Source organism: Brevundimonas diminuta, from assembly GCF_022654015.1.
GTDB classification, from domain to species: domain Bacteria; phylum Pseudomonadota; class Alphaproteobacteria; order Caulobacterales; family Caulobacteraceae; genus Brevundimonas; species Brevundimonas diminuta_C.
The window spans coordinates 94724-114271 of record NZ_CP073063.1 but is presented as its reverse complement, the minus strand read 5'-3'; the positions used below and the strand labels follow the sequence as shown (position 1 = coordinate 114271).

Below are 19548 nucleotides of genomic sequence, written 5' to 3'. Positions count from 1 at the left end.
TTTTTCTTGCGGCTACGACAGTCGGTCGCGGAAGGCTGAATAATCGAACGCACGCACCGTCGTCAGCGCATCTGTCTGGGAGTTCCACAGCACGATGGACGGCAGAGGCACGCCGTTGAAGGTGTTGGTCTTCACCATCGAATAGTGGGCCTGGTCCAGAAACGCGATGCGCGTCCCCGGCGTCGGCCGTTCGGCGAAGACGTAGTCGCCGATGATGTCGCCGGCCAGGCACGACGGCCCGCCCAGCCGCACCGTCACCCCATGTTCGGGCTCTTTCAGCAGCGCGGGGCGATAGGGCGCCTCAATCACATCGGGCATATGGCAGGTCGCCGAGATGTCGGTGATGCCGATGGGCATGCCGTTGTCGAACACGTCCAGCACCTCGCCGATCAGGATGCCGGCGTCCAGCGCCACGGCCTCGCCGGGCTCCAGATAGACCTGAACCCCGTGCCGGGCCTGCAGATCGCGTACGAAGGCGATCAGATCGTCGGTCTGATAGTCGGCGCGGGTGATGTGGTGCCCCCCGCCTAGGTTCAGCCATTTGATCCCGCCCAGCAGCGGCGCCAGCTTCGGCTCCACCGCCGCCCAGATGCGCGACAGCGGCTGGAAATCCTGCTCGCACAGCGCATGGATGTGCAGACCATCCACGCCGATCAGATGGTCGGCCGTCAGTTGCGACACCGGAAAGCCCAGGCGCGAGCAAGGCTGGGCCGGGTCGTATTTGGCGACCTCGCCTTCGGAATGTTCTGGGTTCAGCCGCAGGCCGATCTCGAACACCTGCCCGTCAGCCCGCGCCTTGGCGATCAGATCGGCAAAACGGGCGATCTGGGCCGGGTTGTTGAAGATGACGTGGTCCGACAGACGCAGGATCTCAGGCAGGTCCTGCGCCGTATAGGCCGGCGAATAGGTGGTCAGCTCGCCCTTGTAGAACTCGCGCGCCAGCCGCGCCTCCCACAGGCCCGACGCGCAGACCCCGTCGAGGTATTCGCCGACCACATCGGCCAGCGACCACATCGAAAACGCCTTCAGCGCCAGAAGCACGCGCGCCTCCGCTCCGTCGCGCACGCCTTTCAGCACGGACAGATTGCGACGGATGGCCGCCTCGTCCACCACGAAGGCGGGCGAGGCGACGCGGTTCAGGTCGAAATGCGCAAAGGCGCCCGGATCGCCGGCCTGGGTCTGCATTCAGTCGGTCCGATCAGAAGTCCAGAGGGGCGTCCAGGTCCTGAACCTTCCACGGCAGGCCGTGCTTGTTCAGCATGTCCATGAAGGGATCGGGGTCCAGCTGCTCCATGTTGAACACGCCGTCGCCCTTCCACTGGCCGGTCACCATCAGGGCCGCGCCGATCATGGCCGGCACGCCGGTGGTGTAGCTGACCGCTTGGTTGCCGGTCTCGGCATAGGCCTCTTCATGGTCGCAGATGTTGTTGACGTAGACCGTCTTCTTGACCCCGTCCTTCAGGCCGGTGGCGATGACGCCGATGTTGGTCTTGCCCTTGGTGATCGGACCCAGCGAGGCCGGCTCGGGCAGCAGGGCCTTCAGGAACTCGATCGGAATGATCTCGCGGCCCTGGAATTGCATCGGCTCGATCGAGGTCATGCCGATGTTTTCCAGCACTTCGAGGTGCTTCAGATAGCTGTCGCCGAAGGTCATCCAGAAGCGGATGCGCTTGATCTCGGGATAGAACTTCGCCAGCGATTCCAGCTCCTCATGGTACATGAGGTACATGTTCTTGGGACCCACGCCCTCGAAGTCGAAGGTCTGTTTGTGGCTCAGCGCCGGGCCTTCGACCCACTGGCCATTCTCCCAGTGACGCGAGTTCGCCGTCACTTCGCGCAGGTTGATCTCGGGGTTGAAGTTAGTCGCGAAGGGCAGACCGGTGTCGCCGCCGTTGCAGTCCAGGATGTCCAGCGTCTCGATGGAATCCAGCAGGTGCTTCTTGATGTAGGTGGTGAAGACCGAGGTCACGCCGGGGTCGAAGCCCGAACCCAGCAGCGCCATCAGACCGGCGTCCTTGAAACGGTCCTGATAGGCCCACTGCCACTTGTATTCGAACTTGGCCTCGTCGCGCGGCTCGTAGTTGGCGGTGTCCAGGTAGTCGACGCCGGCGGCCAGGCAGGCGTCCATGATCGACAGGTCCTGATAGGGCAGGGCCAGGTTCACGACCAGTTCGGGCTGCACCTTCTGGATCAGCGCCGTGGTCGCCGCCACGTCGTCGGCGTCGATGGCGGCCGTGTCGATATCGACGCCGAAGCGCGACTTCACGGACTGGGCGATCGCATCGCACTTGGACTTGGTGCGGCTCGCCAGGGTGATATGCGAGAAGATGTCCGCGTTCATCGCCATCTTATGGACGGCCACCGAACTGACGCCGCCTGCGCCGATAACCAGCACCTTGCTCATCTGTGCTTCTCCCGAAGTCTGAAACCCTGGCGACAACGCCGCCCCTATAAAGGGCGCGGCTCTTAGCACGATGATGACAATCCGCTAAATCCCTGCGCCGATATTGGCTCTTATAGCGTGACCGGATCGCTCCGGTTGCCTTTGTGCGGTTTTTCCGCCATAAGCCGCCGCTTCCGACGCAAGTGAACCTCGCGTCTCCACCCACACGACAGCTCTCCGAGGAGAGAACGAGGTGGGCGAGAACCCTCCGCCGACGTGATCGTCGCCGGGGGCCGTTGTCGTATGGAGCCGTTTAACCTGCGCCACACGAGGTAGTGAATGTTCGAGGCTCTGAACGAGCGGCTGACAGGCGTCTTCGACCGGATCACCGGGCGCGGCGCCCTGTCCGAAAAGGATGTCGCCGACGCGATGCGCGAAGTGCGCGTGGCCCTGCTCGAGGCCGACGTCGCCCTGCCGGTCGTCAAGGAATTCATCGCCTTCGCCACCGAGCGCGCGACCGGCGAAGAGGTCATCCGTTCGGTCAAGCCGGCCGATCAGGTGGTCAAGATCGTCTATGACGGCCTGATCGAGATGCTGGGCGGCGAAGAGCCGGTCCCGCTGAACACCAACGCCAACCCGCCCGCCGTGGTGCTGATGGCCGGCCTTCAGGGCTCGGGCAAGACCACGACCTCGGCCAAGCTGGCGCTGCGCCTGACCAAGTTCGATCGCAAGAAGGTCATGATGGCCTCGCTGGACACGCGTCGTCCGGCCGCAATGGAACAGCTGGCGACGCTCGGCAAGCAGATCGAGGTCGCCACCCTGCCGATCGTGGCGGGCGAGAGCGCGGTCCAGATCACGCGCCGGGCGCTGCAATCGGCCAAGCTTCAGGGCTTCGACGTCCTGATCCTCGACACCGCCGGCCGCATCACCCTGGACGAAGGGCTGATGAACGAGGTGGCCGAGGTCGCCGACATCGCCAAGCCCGTCGAGACCCTGTTGGTCGCCGACAGCCTGACCGGCCAGGACGCGGTGCGCACCGCCAAGGCCTTCCACGAGCGCCTGCCCCTGACCGGCCTCGTCTTGACCCGCGCCGACGGCGACGGTCGCGGCGGCGCCATGCTGTCGATGCGGGCCGTCACCGGCCTGCCGATCAAATATCTGGGCGCCGGCGAAAAGGTCGATGCGCTGGATGTGTTCGACGCCCGTCGCGTCGCCGGCCGTATCCTGGGTCAGGGCGATATCGTCGCCCTGGTCGAAAAGGCCAGCCAGGATCTGGACCAGGCCAAGGCCGAGAAGATGGCCCGCAAACTGGCCAAGGGTCAGTTCGATCTGGACGACCTGGCCGGTCAGCTTCAGCAGATGAAGCGGATGGGCGGGCTTCAGGGCATCATGGGCATGCTGCCCGGCGTGGCCAAGATGAAGGGTCAGATGGCCGAGAGCGGCATCGACGACCGCATGATCCTGCGTCAGGAAGCGATCATCTCCTCGATGACCAAGGCCGAGCGCAAGAAACCCGACCTGCTGAACGCCTCGCGCAAGAAGCGCATCGCCGCCGGCGCCGGCGTCGATGTGCAGGACGTGAACCGGGTTCTGAAACAGCACCGCCAGATGGCCGATGTGGTCAAGTCGATGGCGCGCGGCGGACCCAAGAAGATGCAGCAGATGGCCGCCATGCTGGGCGGCCTCGGCGGCGGCGGCATGCCCGGCATGGGCGGCGGCCCCGACATGGCCCGCCTCAAGGCGCTGGGCGGCGGCAAGATGGCCGAACCCTCCGCCGACGATCTGAAAGCCATCCAGGACCGGCTCGCCGGACTGGGCGGCGGACAACTTCCGGGAGGCCTTCCGGGCTTACCGGGCTTCCCTCCCAAGAAATAACGACTTCCTAGAAAGAGACCTGAAATGCTGAAGATTCGTCTGGCCCGCGGCGGCGCCAAGAAGCGCCCCTACTACCACATCGTCATCGCCGACTCGCACTCGCCGCGCGACGGCAAGTTCATCGAGAAGGTCGGCAGCTACAACCCGATGCTGCCCAAGGACGGCGCCACTCCGCGTGTCGCCCTGAAGGTCGAGCGCATCGCCGAATGGCTCGGCAAGGGCGCCCAGCCGACCGACCGCGTCGCCCGCTTCCTGTCGCAGGACGAGACCCTGGGCCAGAAGGTCAAGTGGACCCAGTCGAACAACCCGAACAAGGGCGCTCCGGGCAAGAAGGCTCAGGAACGCGCCGCCGAGCGCGCCCAGCGCGAAGCCGACCGCCTGGAAGCCGAAGCTGCCGCCAAGGTCGAGGCCGCTGAAGCCGCCGCCCGCGCCAAGGAAGAGGCCGCCGCCGCCGCCGAAGCCGCCAAGAACGCTCCCGCTGCTGAAGAAGCACCTGCCGAAGAGGCCCCGGCCGCTGACGCCGCCGCTGAAGAGGCTCCGGCTGCTGAAGCGACCGAAGAAAAGGCCGAAGGCTAAGCCTTTCGGTTTGACGATGATCAGGGCGGCGTCTTTCGACGCCGCCTTTTTCATGGGTTAAGAACACGCATGACCACGGACAGCAGATTGATCCTCGTCGGCCAGGTCGGCGGCGGCTTCGGCGTGCGGGGCGAGGTGCGGGTGACCGCCTTTACCGCCGACCCCCTGGCCCTGACCGCCTACGGCCCTTTGCTGCGCGCCGACGGGACCGTGGCCTTGACCCTGACCTCGACGCGGCCCGACAAGAACGGCGTCGTCGGCCGGGCCAAGGAGATCACGACCAAGGAACAGGCCGACTCCCTGCGCGGCCTGAAGCTGCACGTCCCCCGCGACCGGTTCCCCGAGCCGGACGAGGACGAATTCTACCTCGCCGATCTGCTGGGCGTTCAGGTTCGCGACACGGCGGGCACCATCATGGGCACGGTGAAATCGGTCCAGAACTTCGGCGCCGACGACATGCTGGAGATCGCGCCCGCCGCCGGCGGCCCGACCTGGTATCTGCCCTTCACCAAGGAAGCGACGCCGGAACTGCATTTGGCCGACGGCTGGCTATTGGCCGTGCCGCCGACCGAGGTGGGCGAGCGCGAACCGGACTAGACGAGTTTATGCGTCTTCGACCGGGGCGTCGCCGACGTGCTTTTTGATCGACTCGATCGCCCGCTTGGCGCCCGACTTGTCGGCGTAGCCTTCGGTCGAGAAGATGACCTCGGAATTGTATTTGAAGCGGACGCGGTATTCGCCGGCCTTGTCCTGATAGACTTCGAACTTGTGCGCCATCGGGCGTTCCCCTGACTGCGACCGTCGATCGGTCACGGCCAAGCTGGCATCGCCAGCCGTACGGTTCCAGACACAAGCCCGCGATCAAATGGCGCCGGTGACTGTTGCGAAGCCTGCGGACCGCGCCAACATAAGGGCGGCAACCCGCAGAGGCCCGCCATGACCGACCTGTCCGCCTTCCCGATCACGCAACGCTGGCCGGCCCAGCATCCCGATCGCATCCAGCTGTATTCCCTACCGACGCCCAATGGGGTGAAGGTCTCGATCATGCTGGAAGAGGTCGGCCTGGCCTATGAGCCGCACCTGATCGACATCACCAAGAACGAGACCTGGGGGCCGGAGTTTCTGTCGCTGAACCCCAACGGCAAGATCCCCGCCATCCTCGATCCGAACGGCCCGAACGGACAGCCGCTGGCCCTGTTCGAATCCGGCGCCATCCTGATCTATCTGGCGGAAAAGACCGGCAAACTGCTCTCGGCCGACCCGGCGACCCGCTATGAGACGATCCAGTGGGTCATGTTCCAGATGGGCGCGATCGGCCCGATGTTCGGCCAGCTGGGCTTCTTCCACCGCTTCGCCGGCAAGGACTACGAGGACAAGCGCCCGCGTGACCGCTACGTCGCCGAAAGCCGCCGCCTGCTGGGCGTGCTGGAGACGCGGCTGGCCAACGACGGGGGAGAGCCCCGCGAGTGGCTTGTCGGCGACTATTCCATCGCCGATGTCGCCACCCTGGGCTGGGTCCGCAACCTGATCGGCTTCTACGAAGCGGGCGAGATCGTTGGTTTCGCCGACTTCCCGCGCGTCGCCGCCTGGCTGGAGCGCGGCCTGGCCCGCCCCGCCGTCCAGCGCGGCCTCAACATTCCGGCGCGCGACTGATCTGAACCTCGCCCCGTCGGTCGCGTTGTCTGCTCACACCAACAGGAGCGCGACCGATGGGCATCTTCTCTTCGATCTGGAACAAGATCACGGGCCACAAGCCGAAGGCGGCTCCCGTTCCGCCGCCGGCCTCGACGGCAGGAATTCCGGCGCCTAACGCAGCGCCGGCCCCGACCGCCGCGCCGGCCTTGCCGCCCGTCGATGTCGAGGCGGTGCTCAGCGATCTTGCGGCGTCCAAGGGCGGCGGCGGCAACTGGCGCACCTCGATCGTCGATCTTCTGAAGCTGCTGGACCTGGATTCCAGCCTGGCCGCCCGCAAGGAACTGGCCGAGGAATTGAACGTCCACGCTGGCGAGCATGGCTCGGCCGAACAGAACATCGCCCTGTCCAAGGCCGTCTGGAAGAAGCTGGCCGAAAACGGCGGTCAGGTCCCGGCCTCGCTGCGGGATTAATCGCCTCTCGCTGGATCAGGCCGGCGGTCTGATCCAGCGCAAGGCGGCCAACGCCGCAAACCCCACGACCAGACCCCAGAAGGCCGATCCGACGCCGAACAGGGTCAGGCCCGAAGCCGTCGCCGCAAACGTCAGCACGGCCGCCTCGCGCGATCCGACCTCCGTCATCATGGTCTGCTGCGCGGCGGTTAGCGGCGCGATCAGCGCCAGACCCGTCACCGCCGCCAGCACGGCCGGCGGCATGGCGATGAACAGCCCGGCCAGCGGCGCGGCGAACAGAGCCACGACCAGATAAAGACCGCCATAGATCACGCCCACGATCCAGCGCCTGGTGGGATCGGAATGGGCGTCCGGCCCCGTGCAGATCGCCGCCGTGATCGCCGCCAGATTGACCCCATGCCCGCCGAACGGCGCGATCAGCAGGCTGGCGACGCCGGTGGACAGGATCAGTCGGTTGGCGGGCGGCGGATAGCCGGCGCTCTGCAGCACCACCAGCCCGGGCAAGTTCTGGGCCGCCAGCGTCACCAAAAACAACGGAAAGCCCAGGCTGACCGCCGCCTTCCAGTCGAACACGGGCGCGACCGGCTCAAGTTGGCCGAACAGGCCGGTCCCGGCCGGCAGGGCCAACTGCCCCCGCATCGCCAGCAACGCAAAGGCCGCCGTCAGCACGGCGGGCAAGGCCCAGGTCGGCCATAGCCGTCTGAAGATCAGGAACACCGCGATCAGCCCGACGACCAAGGCCGTCTCGTCCGGCGCCACCTTGAACAGTCTCAGCACGAAGGGCAGCAGCACCCCCGCCAGCATGGCCGAGGCGATGGCCGCCGGTATCCGCGCCGCCAGCCGCCCCAGCACCGGGATCAGGCCGGTCAGGATCATCAGCAGGGCGGCGAAGACGAAGGCGCCGATGGCCGTCGGCCAGGCCAGGCCCAGGGTCGAGGCCGCCAGCAGGGCCGCCCCCGGCGGGGACCAGGCCAGCACGACGGGGATCCTCAGCCGCCAGCTCAGCACCGCACCGGGCGCCCCGATGCCCAGGCACAGGGCCGTCACCATCGACCCGATCTGGCCCGCGTCCGCCCCCAGGGCCTGGCCGGCCTGAACCACCAGGGCGACCGTCCCGCCGAATCCGATCACCGTCGCCACCGCGGCGGACGAAAAGGCCGAGGCGGGCAGGGCGCGCATGGAAAAGGCCGGAGCAGTCATGCCCGGCCTTAAACCGTCGTCTCGGATGGCGGAAGGCTGGGATCCAGCCCTCCTTGATCAGCCTTCGATGTCTTCCGGCAGGCCCACGGCGTGGAAGCCCGCATCGACGTGGACGACCTCGCCCGTGGTCGAACGGCCCAGGTCCGAGCACAGCCACAGGGCCGCGCCGGCGACGCCCTCCATCGAGGTCTCTTCCTTGATCAGAGAGAACTGGGCCGACTTGGAGTGCAGACCGCGCCCGCCCGAGATGCCGGCCAGCGACAAGGTGCGCATGGCGCCGGCCGAGATGGCGTTGACGCGGATGTTCTTGGGACCCAGGTCGCGCGCGATATAGCGGGTCGCGGCTTCCAGCGCAGCCTTGGCCACGCCCATGGTGTTGTAGTTCGGAATGACCCGCTCGGACCCCAGATAGGTCAGGGTGATCAGGCTGCCGCCGTTCGGCATCAGCTTGGCGGCGCGCTTGGACACGTCCACGAAGCTGAAGGCCGAGATGTTCATGGCCAGAAGGAAACTGTCGCGCGTGGTGTTGTCCACGAAGCTGCCCTTCAACTCATCCTTGTTGGCGAACGCCACCGAATGGACGACGAAGTCGATCGTGCCGAAGGTCTTTTCCAGCTCGGCGAAGGCCGCATCCATCGAGGCGTCGTCGGTGACGTCGGCCGGGATCAGCAGCTTGGCGCCGACGCTTTCCGCCAGCGGACGCACGCGGCGCTCCAGGCTTTCGCCCAGATAGGTGAAGGCCAGCTCGGCGCCCTGGGCGGCCAGCTGCGAGGCGATACCCCAGGCGATGGAGCTGGAGTTGGCCACGCCCATGATCAGGCCCTTCTTGCCCTTCATGAGGTCGCCGGTCGGCATGTCCCAGCCTTCGGAAGTCGCCATGGTTCGTCTCCTGATGATTTGCGCGGAGGGTTAGCAGGGGCGGGCGTAAACCGGAACCCCCGCCGCCTTCCCTGGCGTCAGAGCAGGCCCGCGATCGCCTCGCGCGCTGCGTCGCCCAGATCCGGGCGTTTCAGGGCCAGGGCGACGTTGGCGCGCAGCAGGCCGATCTTGTCGCCGCAGTCGTGGGTCACGCCGGCATATTCCACGGCCGTGAAGCTCTGGTCCGCCATCAGTCGCGCCATGGCGTCGGTCAGCTGGATCTCGCCGCACGCGCCCTTTTCCTGCGTCGCCAGCAGGTCGAAGATTTCCGGTTGCAGGATGTAACGGCCCGAGATCGACAGGTTGGACGGCGCGGTTCCGGCGGCGGGCTTTTCGACCATGCCCTTCATGACGATGCGCGAACCGTCGCGGCTGACCGGATCGACGATGCCGTATTTGTGGGTCTGATCCTCGGGGACGGATTCCACGCCGATGATGTTGCCGCCGGTCTCGGCATAGACCTGGGCCAACTGCTTCAGGGCGCCGGGCTGAGAATCCACGATGACGTCGGGCAGGATGACGGCAAACGGCTCGTGGCCGATGATGTCGCGCGCGCACCAGACGGCGTGGCCCAGACCCTTGGGCTGCATCTGACGGGTGAAGCTCATCTCCCCGGCCGAGGCCAGTTCGGCGTTCATCATTTCCAGGATGTCGGTCTTGCCCTTCGCCTGAAGCTGGGCTTCCAGTTCGATCTGGTGATCGAAATAGTCCTCGATGGCGCCCTTGGAGCGGCCGGTGACGAAGACGATGTGCTCGATCCCGGCCTCGCGCGCTTCTTCGACGATATAGGACAGGATCGGCCGGTCGACGACGTTCAGCAGTTCCTTGGGGGTCGTCTTGGTTCCGGGCAGGACCCGGGTGCCGAGGCCCGCGACGGGCAGTACGGCCTTGCGCAGGCGCGCGGGCGTGGTGGTCATCAAATCATCCTGACAGCTATCCCGCCCCTTCTACGGCCTCGTGCGCTTCAGTTGAAGCGCTTCGCGCTTCAACGGGGCGAACCGGTGAAAGAAGGGGCGGAACGGCGGTCGGGTTCCGCCTTATTTGGCGGGGCGGGCCATCGGGGTCATGGCGGCGATGGTCGCGCGCTGGGCCAGCAGTTGGTCTTCCGGCAGCGGGATCAGGCCGCGGTCGGCCAGATAGCCGCCCTTGCCGGCGGCGCCTTCCGACAGGAACTCCTGCACGAACTGCTGCAGGCCCGGAATGACGCCGATGTGGGCCTTTTTCACATAGATGTAGAGGCTGCGCGACAGCGGATAGGCGCCGCTGGCGATGGTGTCGGCGGTCGGGGCGACGCCGTCGATGGTCTCGGCCTTCACCGTATCCAGGTTCTGCTCCAGGAACGAATAGCCGAACACGCCCAGCGAACCCGGCGTGCGGGTCAGGGTCTGGACGATGGCGTTGTCGTTCTCGCCGGAATCGATCCAGGCGCCGTCCTCGCGCAGGGTGTGGGCGATCGCTTCGAACCGGTCCTTGTCGCCTTCGATCGCCTTGACCGCCGGCACCAGTTTGGCGCCCGGCGTCATGCCCAGCTCCAGGAAGGCGTCGCGCGTGCCCGAGGTGGGCGGCGGGCCATAGACCTGGATGCGCTGGTTCGGCAGGCCGGCGTTGACCTGGTTCCAAGTCTTGGCCGGATTGGCGACGAACTGACCGTTGGCGCCCGGCACTTCCTTGGCCAGGCCTTCGTACAGGTCGTTCAGTTCGAAGTTGAAGCCGTTGCCGTTACGGGCCGTGGCGATGACGATGCCGTCGAAGCCGATCTTGATCTCGACGATGTCGGTGACGCCGTTCTTGGCGCACAGGTCGAACTCGGACTGCTTCATCTGACGCGAGGCGTTGGCGATGTCCGGGGTGGTCGGGCCGACGCCCTGGCAGAAGGCCTGGATGCCGCCGCCGGTGCCCAGCGATTCGACGCGCGGCGCCGCGCCGCCTGAACCGCGCGCGAAGGTCTCGGCGACCCGCGTGGCGAAGGGGAAGACGGTCGACGAACCGGCCGCCCAGATGCCGGAGCGCGCGCCGGAGGCGGAGCCGCCCCCGCCGTTGTCGCCACAGGCCGCCAGGGCCAGAAGGGCGGCGGCCGAAGCCGCCAGTTTCAGTGTGCGGATCATCCAAGGCTCTCCCTGAGCATCGATTTCGCGATGCTTAGAGCAGAGGATTATGACAGTCCCGCGAAGGGGACCGCCGCCGCTACAGCAGGCGCTTGCGCATGATTTGCGACAGGGTGTCGATCAGGGTCACGGCGACGACGATCACGATGGCGATGGCGGCGACGCGGCTGTAGTCGAAGGCTTGGATGCTTTCGAACAGGGTCTGGCCGATGCCGCCGGCGCCGATCAGGCCCAGAACGGTGGCCGCCCGGCTGTTGGATTCGAAGCGATATAGGGCGAACGACGTCCACAGCGGCGCAACCTGCGGGAAGACGCCCCAGACGATCTCATGCAGTTGGCCGGCGCCGGTGGCGCGCACGCCCTCAACCGGACCCTTGTCGATAGACTCGACCGCTTCGGAGAACAGCTTGGCCAGCACGCCGCCCGTATTCAAGGCTAACGCCAAAACACCCGCCAACGGTCCCAGACCAACGGCGACGATGAACAGCGTGGCGATGACCAGATCGGGCACGGAGCGCAGCAGGTCCATGATCCGGCGGACGATGAAGACCAGCCAACCCGGCGCGATATTGCGCGACGCCATCAGGCTCAGCGGCAGCGCCAAGAAGACAGCCAAGAAGGTGCCCCAAAGCGCGACCTGCACCGTCAGCCACATCTGACCGATCAGGCTGGCGTTCGGTTGGGTGAAGATGGATTTCAGCGCGGTCCAGAAGTCGCCGTCAGGAAAGATCGCGCCCCAATCCGGCCTCAGAAGCTCAGCGCCATAGGTCTGAATGTTCTGCGAGCCGGAGAACAGACGGCCGAAGTTCTGCATATCGACCTTGCCGAAGCTGGCGATCAGCAGAAGCGCAAGGCCGCCCCACAGCAGGATGTCGAATACCAATGCGGACGCCGAACGCTTGGGCGGGTTCGGGATCGCACTGGTCGGCAAGCCGCCTTTCGCGGCCATGTCTACTGTCGCGTCGGTCAAGGCTGGACCTCGCGCTTGGCGCGCAGAGCGGCCAGTTCACGTTCTGCAGCGGCCGCGCCTGCCTGATCGTTCTTGGCCTTCGCGTCGGCCAACTTCTGATCGGCGACCATCTCGCGCACCGGGTCCAGATAGGAATCGTCGGCGGCGCGGAACATCGAATAGTTCAGGCCGGCCAGAACCTTGCGCTGGCGGTCAGCCTCGGCGCCCTGGCCCTGACCATAGGTCAGGAAGAAGCTGCGCAGTTTTTCTTTCAACGCAGGGTCCAGGTCTTCACGGATGACGATGCCGGATTCGGGGATCGGCGGCGATTGCCAGATATCCTCGATCTGCGCGGCCAACTGCGGGTTCTCGCGGCGCATGAAGATCGTGTTGACGCTGTTGGAGGTCGCAACATCCACCACGCCTGCGGCCACCGACATGGCGTTCGCCTGATGGTTGGCGGATCGAACCGTCGAGAAGCACTGCGCCGGGACGATTCCCTTGGGATTGAAGAAGTAGGTCATGGGCGCCAGCGTGCCCGACGTCGATTGCGCGTCGCCGATGCCGAAGCTGTATTTTTTGCCGCAGGCCTCGACGTCCTGCAGCGTGATGCCGGACCCTTTGCGGACGATCAGCGTCGAAGTGTAGCTGTCGCGGCCTTCAGGGTCGACGATGCGGGCGATGACCTCGCCTTGGGCGCGATCGACGGCTTCGAGAGCAGGCTTTGCCGAGAACCATGCAACCTGGGTCTGGTTGAACCGCATGGCTTCGATCAGCACATTGTAGTTGCCCGCGAAAAAGGGCTTCACCGGCACGCCTATGGCCTTGGACATGTCGTCCAGCAGCGGCTGCCACAGCGGCCCGGACGAGGCCTGGCCTTCGGCGGACAGGATCGAGAAGGTGATCTCGCTGGGCGCGCCGCCCGCAGCCTTCTTGTCCTCGCCGCCGCCGCAGGCCGCCAGGCCCAGGATCATGACGGCGGCGCCGGCCGCAGCAAGCAGGCGGCGAGTAGGGGAAATGCGCGACAGGCTCATGCCTTGGTCTCCCAGAACGCGTCCTCGAACTCGGGACCGTAGATTTCGATCAGGCGCTTTTGGTCCAGCGCCGTGGACGGGCCGTCATAGACGATCTTGCCGCCTTGCAGGGCGATGACGCGGTCGCAGTAGCGGATGGCGTAGTCGACCTGGTGCAGGGTGACGATCACCCCCATGCCGTCGCGCTTGTTCAGCTCGACCAGCAGTTCCATCACCTTGCGCGCGGACACCGGGTCCAGCGAGGCGACAGGTTCGTCGGCCAGAATGGCCTTGGCGCCCTGCACGATGGCGCGGGCGATGGCGCCGCGCTGCTGCTGGCCGCCCGACAGGGTGTTGGCGCGCTGGGCGGCGTAGTCGCTGACGCCGACGCGGTGCAGGGCCGCCATGGCCTTGTCCTTGTCCGCCTGCGGCCACAGGCCCAGCAGGCCCTTCCATCCGGGCAGACGCCCCAGCGCCCCCAGCATGACGTTGGAGAACAGGCTCAGGCGACCGACCAGATTGAACTGCTGGAAGATCATGCCCAGCTTGCTGCGCGCCTTGCGCACGGCGCCGGTGACCCGGCCGTCCTTCTGCACGGTCTCGCCGAACACCTGGATCGTGCCGGCGCCCGCGTCGATCGACTGCAGGCCGGTGATGGAGCGGAGCAGGGTGGACTTGCCCGAACCGGACGGACCGATCAGGGCGACCATTTCGCCGGAGGCCACGGAAATCGAGACGCCGTCCAGCGCCTTTCGCGATCCGAAGGTCTTCGACACGTCACGCGCCAGGACTAGCCCAGGGGCGGCGGCGGCTGCGGATGAACTCATGAACTCGCTAGGAGGCTATGGCGAAGGGGCGCCGCAATAAGCTGAAATCACGCTCGGGCAAGCCCTAATCGCACGTCGGGCGCAATCTCGTCCAGACCCGAGCCGTTCAGGAGCCTTCTGCCGCACCCTTCACCCGGGCGTAGTCCGCCGGAATCGGCAGGGCGGCGCGCGATCGCTCCAGCGCCTGATCGGCCATCGTCTGGACCGGCGCGGCCAGACAAGGGATCGAGGCCAGCGCCCTCAGCCCCTTTTGCAGTCTTATGGCGACCGCAACGTCGCCGGCCCCGTAGCGGGCGATCGGGCCGAACAGATCGTCGAGCAGGTCATCGTCGGAAACGCCCGGCATTATCAGGCGATCACGCAGGGTCCGCTTCTCGTCTTCCCCGCGCTCGCGGGCCCAGATGTCCATCAACCTGACGCCGGTCGCCACCACCTGAATGGCCGTTCCGGGATCGTTGATACCAGGCGACAGGGCCTTGGCGGCGATCTCGCCCAGAACGATCAGGCCGAAACGCGGGTCTTGATCATAGGAGCGCGAGTCTCCGATCGCGAAGGCGGAGCAGAAGGCGTCCTGGGCCTCTTTGTCGCAGGCCGGCAGGCTGATCCGGGCGAGGACCTCCCCGCGTCGCACGAAGGCGCCGGGCGCGGCGACCACCTCGACCTGGCAGTCTCGTTTCTCGGCCATGGCCTGCAGGCGATCGGGATCGACGTTCTGGACATAGCCGGTTTCCGGCGCCGTCACGTCCGCGCCATTTTGCAAATGCCCCTCTCGCCCGCCCATAAACGGATGGTCGCGCCGCTGTTCCAGCGCCTCGCGCGCCCGGGCCTCGACCAGATCGATCATGTGACCGACGCGCGCCAGGCTGGACAGGCGGTTGATCCAGGCCAGCAGGCGAAACGCCACCAGACCCACCATGACGAGGCTGACCAGGAACAGGATCGCGCGGCCGTTCTGGCCGTAATAATGGGCGTTGATCGCGGTGACGGCGACGATGGCGTAGAGGAAGGCGCCGACGAAGGTCGCCAGCGACTTCTGGGTTTCGTCATCGCTGGTGACCAGGGCCGCCACGCGCGGACTGGCCGCCGACGATACCGACGTATAGGCCGTGACCATGGCGCCGACCGAAAAGGTCGCCACGCCCAACAGGCTGGACGCCAGAATCGTCAGGATCGATTCCACAGATTCGCCGCCCAGGCGCTCGGCCATCTCCCGCGGCACCCAGGGCGCCAGGGCGGCGGCCAGCAAGGCTGCGGCGACGCCCGCGACCGCATAGGCCGTGGCGCGCACCCACAGCTGACGTCGGATCTTGCGCCAAAAGAACAGCCAACGGTTCATCAAACCCTCCGACCATCGCAACGGCGCAGAACGGTCAAGGTTGCCGTTAGATCGTGTCGTGGAGGGCGCAGAGCGGATTTGTGACAGCCAAACCTAGGCCCCGCCACGAAAAAACCTCTTTACATGACAGTCGCGCGTCCCCATATCGCGCTCTCCGGCGGACCCCGTAGGTCCTGTCTGCGCCGCTAACGCCGGTCTGGGTTTAACAATTAGCAGGGGGTTACGTGAATTGCGCACGTATCAGCTTCCCCTGGACCTGGTCCGTGAGCGGTCCCCTGAACGTCCCGTCGCCCTCGTGCGGCCGCGTTCGGTTTCCGTAGCGGCGCGCTGGTTCCAGGATAATCTAAAGGCCGATGTCTTCTACGCTGTGAAGGCCAACCCTTCGCGCTGGGTCGTCGAAACCCTGATCGAGGCCGGCGTTCGCGGCTTCGACGTGGCGTCCATCGCCGAGATCGAGCTGGTTCGCTCGGTCAGCCATGACGTGCGCCTGGCCTTCATGCACCCGGTCAAGAGCCGCTCTGCGATCACCAAGGCCTATTTCGATCACGGCGTGCGCACCTTCTCGCTCGACTGCATCGACGAGCTAAACAAGATCCTCGACGCCACCGGCGGGGCGGACGACCTGAACCTGATCGTGCGCATGGCCGTCTCGGCCGACGGCGCCGCCTATACGCTGTCGGGCAAGTTCGGCGTGTCGTCGGATCAGGCGCCGGCCCTGCTGATGGCGACGCGCCAGGCGGTCAAGGACGGCCTGATGGGCGTTTCCTTCCACGTCGGCAGCCAGTGCATGCGCCCGACCGCCTATCAGGCCGCCATGGCCCAGGTCGGCCGGTCGATCAGCCGTGCGGGCGTGATCGTCGATATCGTCGATGTCGGCGGCGGCTTCCCGTCCGTCTATCCGGGCATGGTTCCGCCGGACATGAGCGAATACGCCGACGCCATCCATCGCGGCTTCAACGAGATGCCGGTGTCGGAAACGACCGAGCTGTGGTGCGAGCCCGGCCGGGCGCTGGTCGCCGAATCCTCGTCGATCCTGGCCCGTGTGGACCTGCGCAAGGGCGACGCCCTTTATCTGAACGACGGCTCCTACGGCTCGCTGTTCGACGCGACCCATTCGCGCTGGCCCTTCCCGACCAAGCTGGTGCGGGACGGCGAGGCGTCCGGCGAGCTGAAGGCGTTCCAGTTCTACGGCCCGACCTGCGATTCCATCGACCATATGCCGGGACCCTTCTGGCTTCCGGCCGATGTGCGCGAAGGCGACTTCATCGAGATCGGCATGCTGGGCGCCTATGGCGTCGCCATGTCGACGGGCTTCAACGGCTATGGCGAACACGACATCGCCGCAGTCGAGGACGCCCCGATGGCCTCGCTGTACGGTCTGGCCCCGCGTTCCATCCCCACCGTGCGCACCACGGCGGAAGAGAACGCCCGCAAGGTCGTGCGCCTGTCACGCCCCAAGGGTAAGGCCGGTCAGCGCAAGTCGCGCCGGAAGTAGGACGCCTGCACCTGTAACCGTCATCCTCGGGCTCGACCCGAGGATCGGCCGCTCTGCGTCTTCCTTGCGAGGAACGCGCGGCGGAACGTCCGACCCTCGGATCAAGTCCGAGGGTGACGGCCGATGGTTGGGCGTCTATCGGTCCTGTCGGTCGCTCCGTCCCGGCACGTCTGCTTGTTCGACGGGCGCTCAAATCACAGGGAAACCGCCGAAATGAACGCTCCCGTTCAATCGAACACCAAGGCCCAGCTGCTGCAGAATGTCGTCGAGCACGTCGACATCACCAGCTTCGACGCGCGCCCAATCATCGACTCGATGCGCAAGATGTCCTTCTCGTCGCGCGACACCGCCCGCGCTGCCGACATCTTCTCGATGGCCATCGAGGACAAGGACTGCTCGCCCTGGCTGATCCTGGCCGGTTCGACCTCGGCCGGCGGCTGCATGCACGTGTACCGCGACATGGTGAAGTTCGGCATGGTCGACGCCGTGGTCGCCACCGGCGCCTCGATCGTCGACATGGATTTCTTCGAGGCCCTGGGCTTCAAACACTATCAGGCGGCCGGCGAGGTGGACGACAACGTCCTGCGCGACAACTACATCGACCGGATCTACGACACCTATATCGACGAGGAAGAACTCCAGGCCTGCGACCACACCATCCTGGAGATCGCCAACCGTCTGGAGCCGCGCGGCTATTCCAGCCGCGAGTTCATCTGGGAGATGGGCAAGTGGCTGAGCGAGGGCAATGCGAAAAAGCCCGGCTCGCTGATCCAGACCGCCTATGAAGAGGGCGTGCCGATCTTCTGCCCGGCCTTCGTCGACTCATCGGCCGGCTTCGGTCTGGTGAAACACCAGAAGGAACGCGCCGCCGCCGGCCAGCCCTATCTGATGCTGGACGCCATCGCCGACTTCCGCGAACTGACCGACATCAAGATCGCCGCCGGCGTCACCGGCCTGTTCATGGTCGGCGGCGGCGTGCCCAAGAACTTCGCTCAGGACACCGTCGTCTGCGCCGAAATCCTCGGCGTCGAGGCTGAGATGCATCGCTATGCAGTTCAGATCACCGTCGCCGACGTCCGCGACGGCGCCTGTTCGTCCTCGACGCTGAAAGAGGCGGCCTCATGGGGCAAGGTCCAGACCACCCACGAACAGATGGTCTTCGCCGAGGCCACTACGGTCATCCCCCTGATCGGCTCCGACGCCTACCACCGCGGCGCCTGGAAGGCCCGCGACAAGCGCCGCTGGAACAAGTTGTTCGAGAAGGGCTGAACAAAGAAAAAGGCCGGTGGATTGCTCCGCCGGCCTTTTGTCTGTCAGTCCACCTTTGAGATTAGGCCGCGCAAGCTTCGAAGCCGGCCTTCAGCGCGGCTTCGTCCAGATCGCGGCCGATGAAGACCGCGCGGCTCCAGCGGCGTTCGGCGGCGCCCCATTCGCGTTGCAGGTCGCCTTCCAGGATCATGTGCACGGCCTGGAAGACCAGGCGGCGGTTCTCGCCCTTCACGTCGATGATGCCCTTGGCGCGCAGGATGTTCTGACCCTGCTCGCCCAGCAGCCGGTCCAGCCATGCAGTGAATTTCGCTCCGTCCAGCGGCCGGTCCAGCGACAGGGAGATGCCCTTGATGTCGTCCTGGTGGGCGTGACCCCTGACGCCGTGAGAATGGGCGCCATGCGAATGGTCGTGGTGATGATGATCGTGCCCATGGTCGTGGTCGTGATGGTCGTGGCCGCAGTGTTCGTCGTGGACATGGCCGTCCGCGCCGTGCGGCGGGTTCACGAAGTCCGGCTTGACCTCGAGAATGCGCTCCAGATCAAAGGCGCCCAGACCCAGCACCTGATCCAGCGGCACGTTCGACCGCTCGGCCCGCACGATGGGCGCCAGCGGGTTCAGCGCCCGCAGACGCGCCTCGACCACGTTCAGTTCGTCGGCGGTCGCCAGATCGACCTTGTTCAGGATGATCCGGTCGGCGAAGGCCACCTGCTCGCGCGCCTCCTTGGAGTCGTCCAGGCGCGCCATCACATGTTTGGCGTCCACCAGGGTGGTGACGCTGTCCAGCTGCGTCTTGGCCTTGACGTCCTCGTCCACGAAGAAGGTCTGGGCCACCGGGCCTGGGTCGGCCAGGCCCGTCGTCTCCACGATGATGGCGTCGAAGGCGGGCTTTCCGGGACGCTGGCGCTTCATCAGGCCGGCGACCACGCGGATCAGGTCGCCGCGCACCGTGCAGCAGACGCAGCCGTTGTTCATTTCGAACACGTCCTCGTCGGCGCCGACCACCAGGTCGTTGTCGATGCCGATCTCGCCGAACTCGTTGACGATGACGGCGTAGCGCTTGCCGTGATCCTCGGTCAGGATCCGGTTCAGCAGCGTCGTCTTGCCCGCGCCGAGATAGCCGGTCAGGACGGTGACGGGGATCTTGCCATTCGTGGCGGCGGTCGAGGTCGGGGCGGCGAGGGTGTCGGTCATAGGCCGCTAGATGGCGGCTGCATCGCGCGAAGGGAAGAGGGTCAGGCCTTCTTCACGAACTCGGTCCGCAGGACCAGGCCGCGCACCTTCTCCACATTGGCCTCGATCTCGTCCGCATCGCCGGTCAGGCGGATGTTCTTGACCAGCGTCCCGCGCTTCAGCGTCACCCCGCCCGATCCCTTGACCTTCAGATCCTTGATCAGGGTCACGCTGTCGCCGTCGGCCAGGATGTTGCCGTTAGAGTCTTTGGTCACGTCGTCGGCCATGGCCAAGCTTCTAACGGCCACCGCCGCGAATATCCATAC

The 19548-nt window shown here is 66.0% G+C and carries 20 protein-coding genes; 7 read left to right on the top strand and 13 right to left on the bottom strand.

Annotated elements, in window-relative coordinates; translation table 11 throughout:
• Nucleotides 1–12: 12 nt before the first annotated feature.
• Nucleotides 13–1185, bottom strand: coding sequence for a carboxynorspermidine decarboxylase (locus tag KAK88_RS00540; RefSeq protein ID WP_242077457.1), 1173 nt, complete (start codon nucleotides 1183–1185; stop codon nucleotides 13–15).
• Between the two features lie 13 nt (nucleotides 1186–1198).
• Nucleotides 1199–2404, bottom strand: a complete 1206-nt coding sequence (locus tag KAK88_RS00535) for a saccharopine dehydrogenase family protein (RefSeq protein WP_137720283.1) — start codon at nucleotides 2402–2404, stop codon at nucleotides 1199–1201.
• Nucleotides 2405–2722: 318 nt separating this feature from the next.
• On the opposite strand from KAK88_RS00535, the gene ffh reads away from it, so the two are divergent.
• The 3 genes from ffh (at nucleotide 2723) to rimM (ending at nucleotide 5431) form a co-directional block, all read left to right on the top strand.
• The gene (ffh, locus tag KAK88_RS00530; RefSeq protein ID WP_242077456.1) at nucleotides 2723–4258 is read left to right on the top strand and encodes a signal recognition particle protein; all 1536 of its coding nucleotides are present in this window, start codon (nucleotides 2723–2725) and stop codon (nucleotides 4256–4258) included.
• Between the two features lie 24 nt (nucleotides 4259–4282).
• Nucleotides 4283–4834 carry a 30S ribosomal protein S16 gene (gene rpsP / locus KAK88_RS00525; protein WP_055754551.1) on the top strand — a complete coding sequence of 184 codons (552 nt, stop codon included), beginning with the start codon at nucleotides 4283–4285 and terminating at the stop codon, nucleotides 4832–4834.
• Nucleotides 4835–4903: 69 nt separating this feature from the next.
• Nucleotides 4904–5431 (top strand): ribosome maturation factor RimM, encoded by a 528-nt coding sequence (gene rimM / locus KAK88_RS00520; RefSeq protein WP_242077455.1) that lies wholly within the window; start codon nucleotides 4904–4906, stop codon nucleotides 5429–5431.
• 6 nt (nucleotides 5432–5437) lie between these two features.
• Here the strand turns inward: rimM and KAK88_RS00515 are convergent, their stop codons facing one another.
• Nucleotides 5438–5611: a YegP family protein gene (locus KAK88_RS00515; protein ID WP_112862816.1), complete on the bottom strand. Its 174-nt coding sequence runs from the start codon at nucleotides 5609–5611 to the stop codon at nucleotides 5438–5440.
• A 159-nt stretch (nucleotides 5612–5770) separates the two neighbouring features.
• Between KAK88_RS00515 and KAK88_RS00510 the strand changes: the two genes are divergently transcribed.
• Nucleotides 5771–6487: a glutathione S-transferase N-terminal domain-containing protein gene (locus tag KAK88_RS00510; protein WP_242077454.1), complete on the top strand. Its 717-nt coding sequence runs from the start codon at nucleotides 5771–5773 to the stop codon at nucleotides 6485–6487.
• A gap of 56 nt (nucleotides 6488–6543) precedes the next feature.
• The gene (locus KAK88_RS00505; RefSeq protein ID WP_039245841.1) at nucleotides 6544–6939 is read left to right on the top strand and encodes a DUF3597 family protein; all 396 of its coding nucleotides are present in this window, start codon (nucleotides 6544–6546) and stop codon (nucleotides 6937–6939) included.
• Nucleotides 6940–6954: 15 nt separating this feature from the next.
• On the opposite strand, the gene KAK88_RS00500 is transcribed toward KAK88_RS00505, so the two are convergent.
• The 8 genes from KAK88_RS00500 to KAK88_RS00465 form a co-directional block, all read right to left on the bottom strand.
• Nucleotides 6955–8139, bottom strand: coding sequence for a benzoate/H(+) symporter BenE family transporter (locus tag KAK88_RS00500; protein WP_242077453.1), 1185 nt, complete (start codon nucleotides 8137–8139; stop codon nucleotides 6955–6957).
• 57 nt (nucleotides 8140–8196) lie between these two features.
• The gene (locus KAK88_RS00495; RefSeq protein ID WP_169802112.1) at nucleotides 8197–8994 is read right to left on the bottom strand and encodes an enoyl-ACP reductase FabI; all 798 of its coding nucleotides are present in this window, start codon (nucleotides 8992–8994) and stop codon (nucleotides 8197–8199) included.
• Nucleotides 8995–9095: 101 nt separating this feature from the next.
• Nucleotides 9096–9974 carry a UTP--glucose-1-phosphate uridylyltransferase GalU gene (gene galU / locus KAK88_RS00490; protein ID WP_242077452.1) on the bottom strand — a complete coding sequence of 293 codons (879 nt, stop codon included), beginning with the start codon at nucleotides 9972–9974 and terminating at the stop codon, nucleotides 9096–9098.
• A 120-nt stretch (nucleotides 9975–10094) separates the two neighbouring features.
• Complete coding sequence (locus KAK88_RS00485) at nucleotides 10095–11162, bottom strand: substrate-binding domain-containing protein (protein ID WP_242077451.1); 1068 nt, start codon at nucleotides 11160–11162, stop codon at nucleotides 10095–10097.
• 79 nt (nucleotides 11163–11241) lie between these two features.
• Nucleotides 11242–12111, bottom strand: a complete 870-nt coding sequence (phnE, locus tag KAK88_RS00480) for a phosphonate ABC transporter, permease protein PhnE (RefSeq protein WP_242077450.1) — start codon at nucleotides 12109–12111, stop codon at nucleotides 11242–11244.
• 17 nt (nucleotides 12112–12128) lie between these two features.
• Complete coding sequence (phnD, locus tag KAK88_RS00475) at nucleotides 12129–13145, bottom strand: phosphate/phosphite/phosphonate ABC transporter substrate-binding protein (RefSeq protein WP_242077449.1); 1017 nt, start codon at nucleotides 13143–13145, stop codon at nucleotides 12129–12131.
• Entirely contained in the window at nucleotides 13142–13951 is an 810-nt protein-coding gene (gene phnC / locus KAK88_RS00470; RefSeq protein ID WP_017506638.1) for a phosphonate ABC transporter ATP-binding protein, read from the bottom strand. Before phnC ends, phnD begins: the two co-directional genes overlap by 4 nt.
• Nucleotides 13952–14057: 106 nt before the next feature.
• A complete protein-coding gene (locus KAK88_RS00465; protein ID WP_242077448.1) occupies nucleotides 14058–15287 on the bottom strand; it encodes a DUF2254 domain-containing protein in 1230 nt (409 codons plus the stop codon).
• Nucleotides 15288–15516: 229 nt separating this feature from the next.
• On the opposite strand from KAK88_RS00465, the gene KAK88_RS00460 reads away from it, so the two are divergent.
• Both KAK88_RS00460 and KAK88_RS00455 read left to right on the top strand, forming a co-directional pair.
• Nucleotides 15517–16782, top strand: a complete 1266-nt coding sequence (locus KAK88_RS00460; protein WP_242077447.1) for a type III PLP-dependent enzyme — start codon at nucleotides 15517–15519, stop codon at nucleotides 16780–16782.
• A 213-nt stretch (nucleotides 16783–16995) separates the two neighbouring features.
• Nucleotides 16996–18051: a 1,9-bis(guanidino)-5-aza-nonane synthase gene (locus KAK88_RS00455; protein ID WP_242077446.1), complete on the top strand. Its 1056-nt coding sequence runs from the start codon at nucleotides 16996–16998 to the stop codon at nucleotides 18049–18051.
• Nucleotides 18052–18112: 61 nt separating this feature from the next.
• On the opposite strand, the gene KAK88_RS00450 is transcribed toward KAK88_RS00455, so the two are convergent.
• Nucleotides 18113–19243, bottom strand: coding sequence for a CobW family GTP-binding protein (locus KAK88_RS00450; RefSeq protein ID WP_242077445.1), 1131 nt, complete (start codon nucleotides 19241–19243; stop codon nucleotides 18113–18115).
• A 41-nt stretch (nucleotides 19244–19284) separates the two neighbouring features.
• The gene (locus tag KAK88_RS00445; protein ID WP_242077444.1) at nucleotides 19285–19509 is read right to left on the bottom strand and encodes an alkylphosphonate utilization protein; all 225 of its coding nucleotides are present in this window, start codon (nucleotides 19507–19509) and stop codon (nucleotides 19285–19287) included.
• Between the last annotated feature and the right edge of the window lie 39 nt (nucleotides 19510–19548).

Bases quoted from the DNA above. Each gene is read 5' to 3' on its own strand.
- KAK88_RS00540 (WP_242077457.1), bottom strand. From the start codon at position 1,185: ATGCAGACCCAGGCCGGCGATCCGGGCGCCTTTGCGCATTTCGACCTG.
- KAK88_RS00535 (WP_137720283.1), bottom strand. From the start codon at position 2,404: ATGAGCAAGGTGCTGGTTATCGGCGCAGGCGGCGTCAGTTCGGTGGCC.
- ffh (WP_242077456.1), top strand. From the start codon at position 2,723: ATGTTCGAGGCTCTGAACGAGCGGCTGACAGGCGTCTTCGACCGGATC.
- rpsP (WP_055754551.1), top strand. From the start codon at position 4,283: ATGCTGAAGATTCGTCTGGCCCGCGGCGGCGCCAAGAAGCGCCCCTAC.
- rimM (WP_242077455.1), top strand. From the start codon at position 4,904: ATGACCACGGACAGCAGATTGATCCTCGTCGGCCAGGTCGGCGGCGGC.
- KAK88_RS00515 (WP_112862816.1), bottom strand. From the start codon at position 5,611: ATGGCGCACAAGTTCGAAGTCTATCAGGACAAGGCCGGCGAATACCGC.
- KAK88_RS00510 (WP_242077454.1), top strand. From the start codon at position 5,771: ATGACCGACCTGTCCGCCTTCCCGATCACGCAACGCTGGCCGGCCCAG.
- KAK88_RS00505 (WP_039245841.1), top strand. From the start codon at position 6,544: ATGGGCATCTTCTCTTCGATCTGGAACAAGATCACGGGCCACAAGCCG.
- KAK88_RS00500 (WP_242077453.1), bottom strand. From the start codon at position 8,139: ATGACTGCTCCGGCCTTTTCCATGCGCGCCCTGCCCGCCTCGGCCTTT.
- KAK88_RS00495 (WP_169802112.1), bottom strand. From the start codon at position 8,994: ATGCCGACCGGCGACCTCATGAAGGGCAAGAAGGGCCTGATCATGGGC.
- galU (WP_242077452.1), bottom strand. From the start codon at position 9,974: ATGACCACCACGCCCGCGCGCCTGCGCAAGGCCGTACTGCCCGTCGCG.
- KAK88_RS00485 (WP_242077451.1), bottom strand. From the start codon at position 11,162: ATGATCCGCACACTGAAACTGGCGGCTTCGGCCGCCGCCCTTCTGGCC.
- phnE (WP_242077450.1), bottom strand. From the start codon at position 12,111: ATGGCCGCGAAAGGCGGCTTGCCGACCAGTGCGATCCCGAACCCGCCC.
- phnD (WP_242077449.1), bottom strand. From the start codon at position 13,145: ATGAGCCTGTCGCGCATTTCCCCTACTCGCCGCCTGCTTGCTGCGGCC.
- phnC (WP_017506638.1), bottom strand. From the start codon at position 13,951: ATGAGTTCATCCGCAGCCGCCGCCGCCCCTGGGCTAGTCCTGGCGCGT.
- KAK88_RS00465 (WP_242077448.1), bottom strand. From the start codon at position 15,287: ATGAACCGTTGGCTGTTCTTTTGGCGCAAGATCCGACGTCAGCTGTGG.
- KAK88_RS00455 (WP_242077446.1), top strand. From the start codon at position 16,996: ATGAACGCTCCCGTTCAATCGAACACCAAGGCCCAGCTGCTGCAGAAT.
- KAK88_RS00450 (WP_242077445.1), bottom strand. From the start codon at position 19,243: ATGACCGACACCCTCGCCGCCCCGACCTCGACCGCCGCCACGAATGGC.
- KAK88_RS00445 (WP_242077444.1), bottom strand. From the start codon at position 19,509: ATGGCCGACGACGTGACCAAAGACTCTAACGGCAACATCCTGGCCGAC.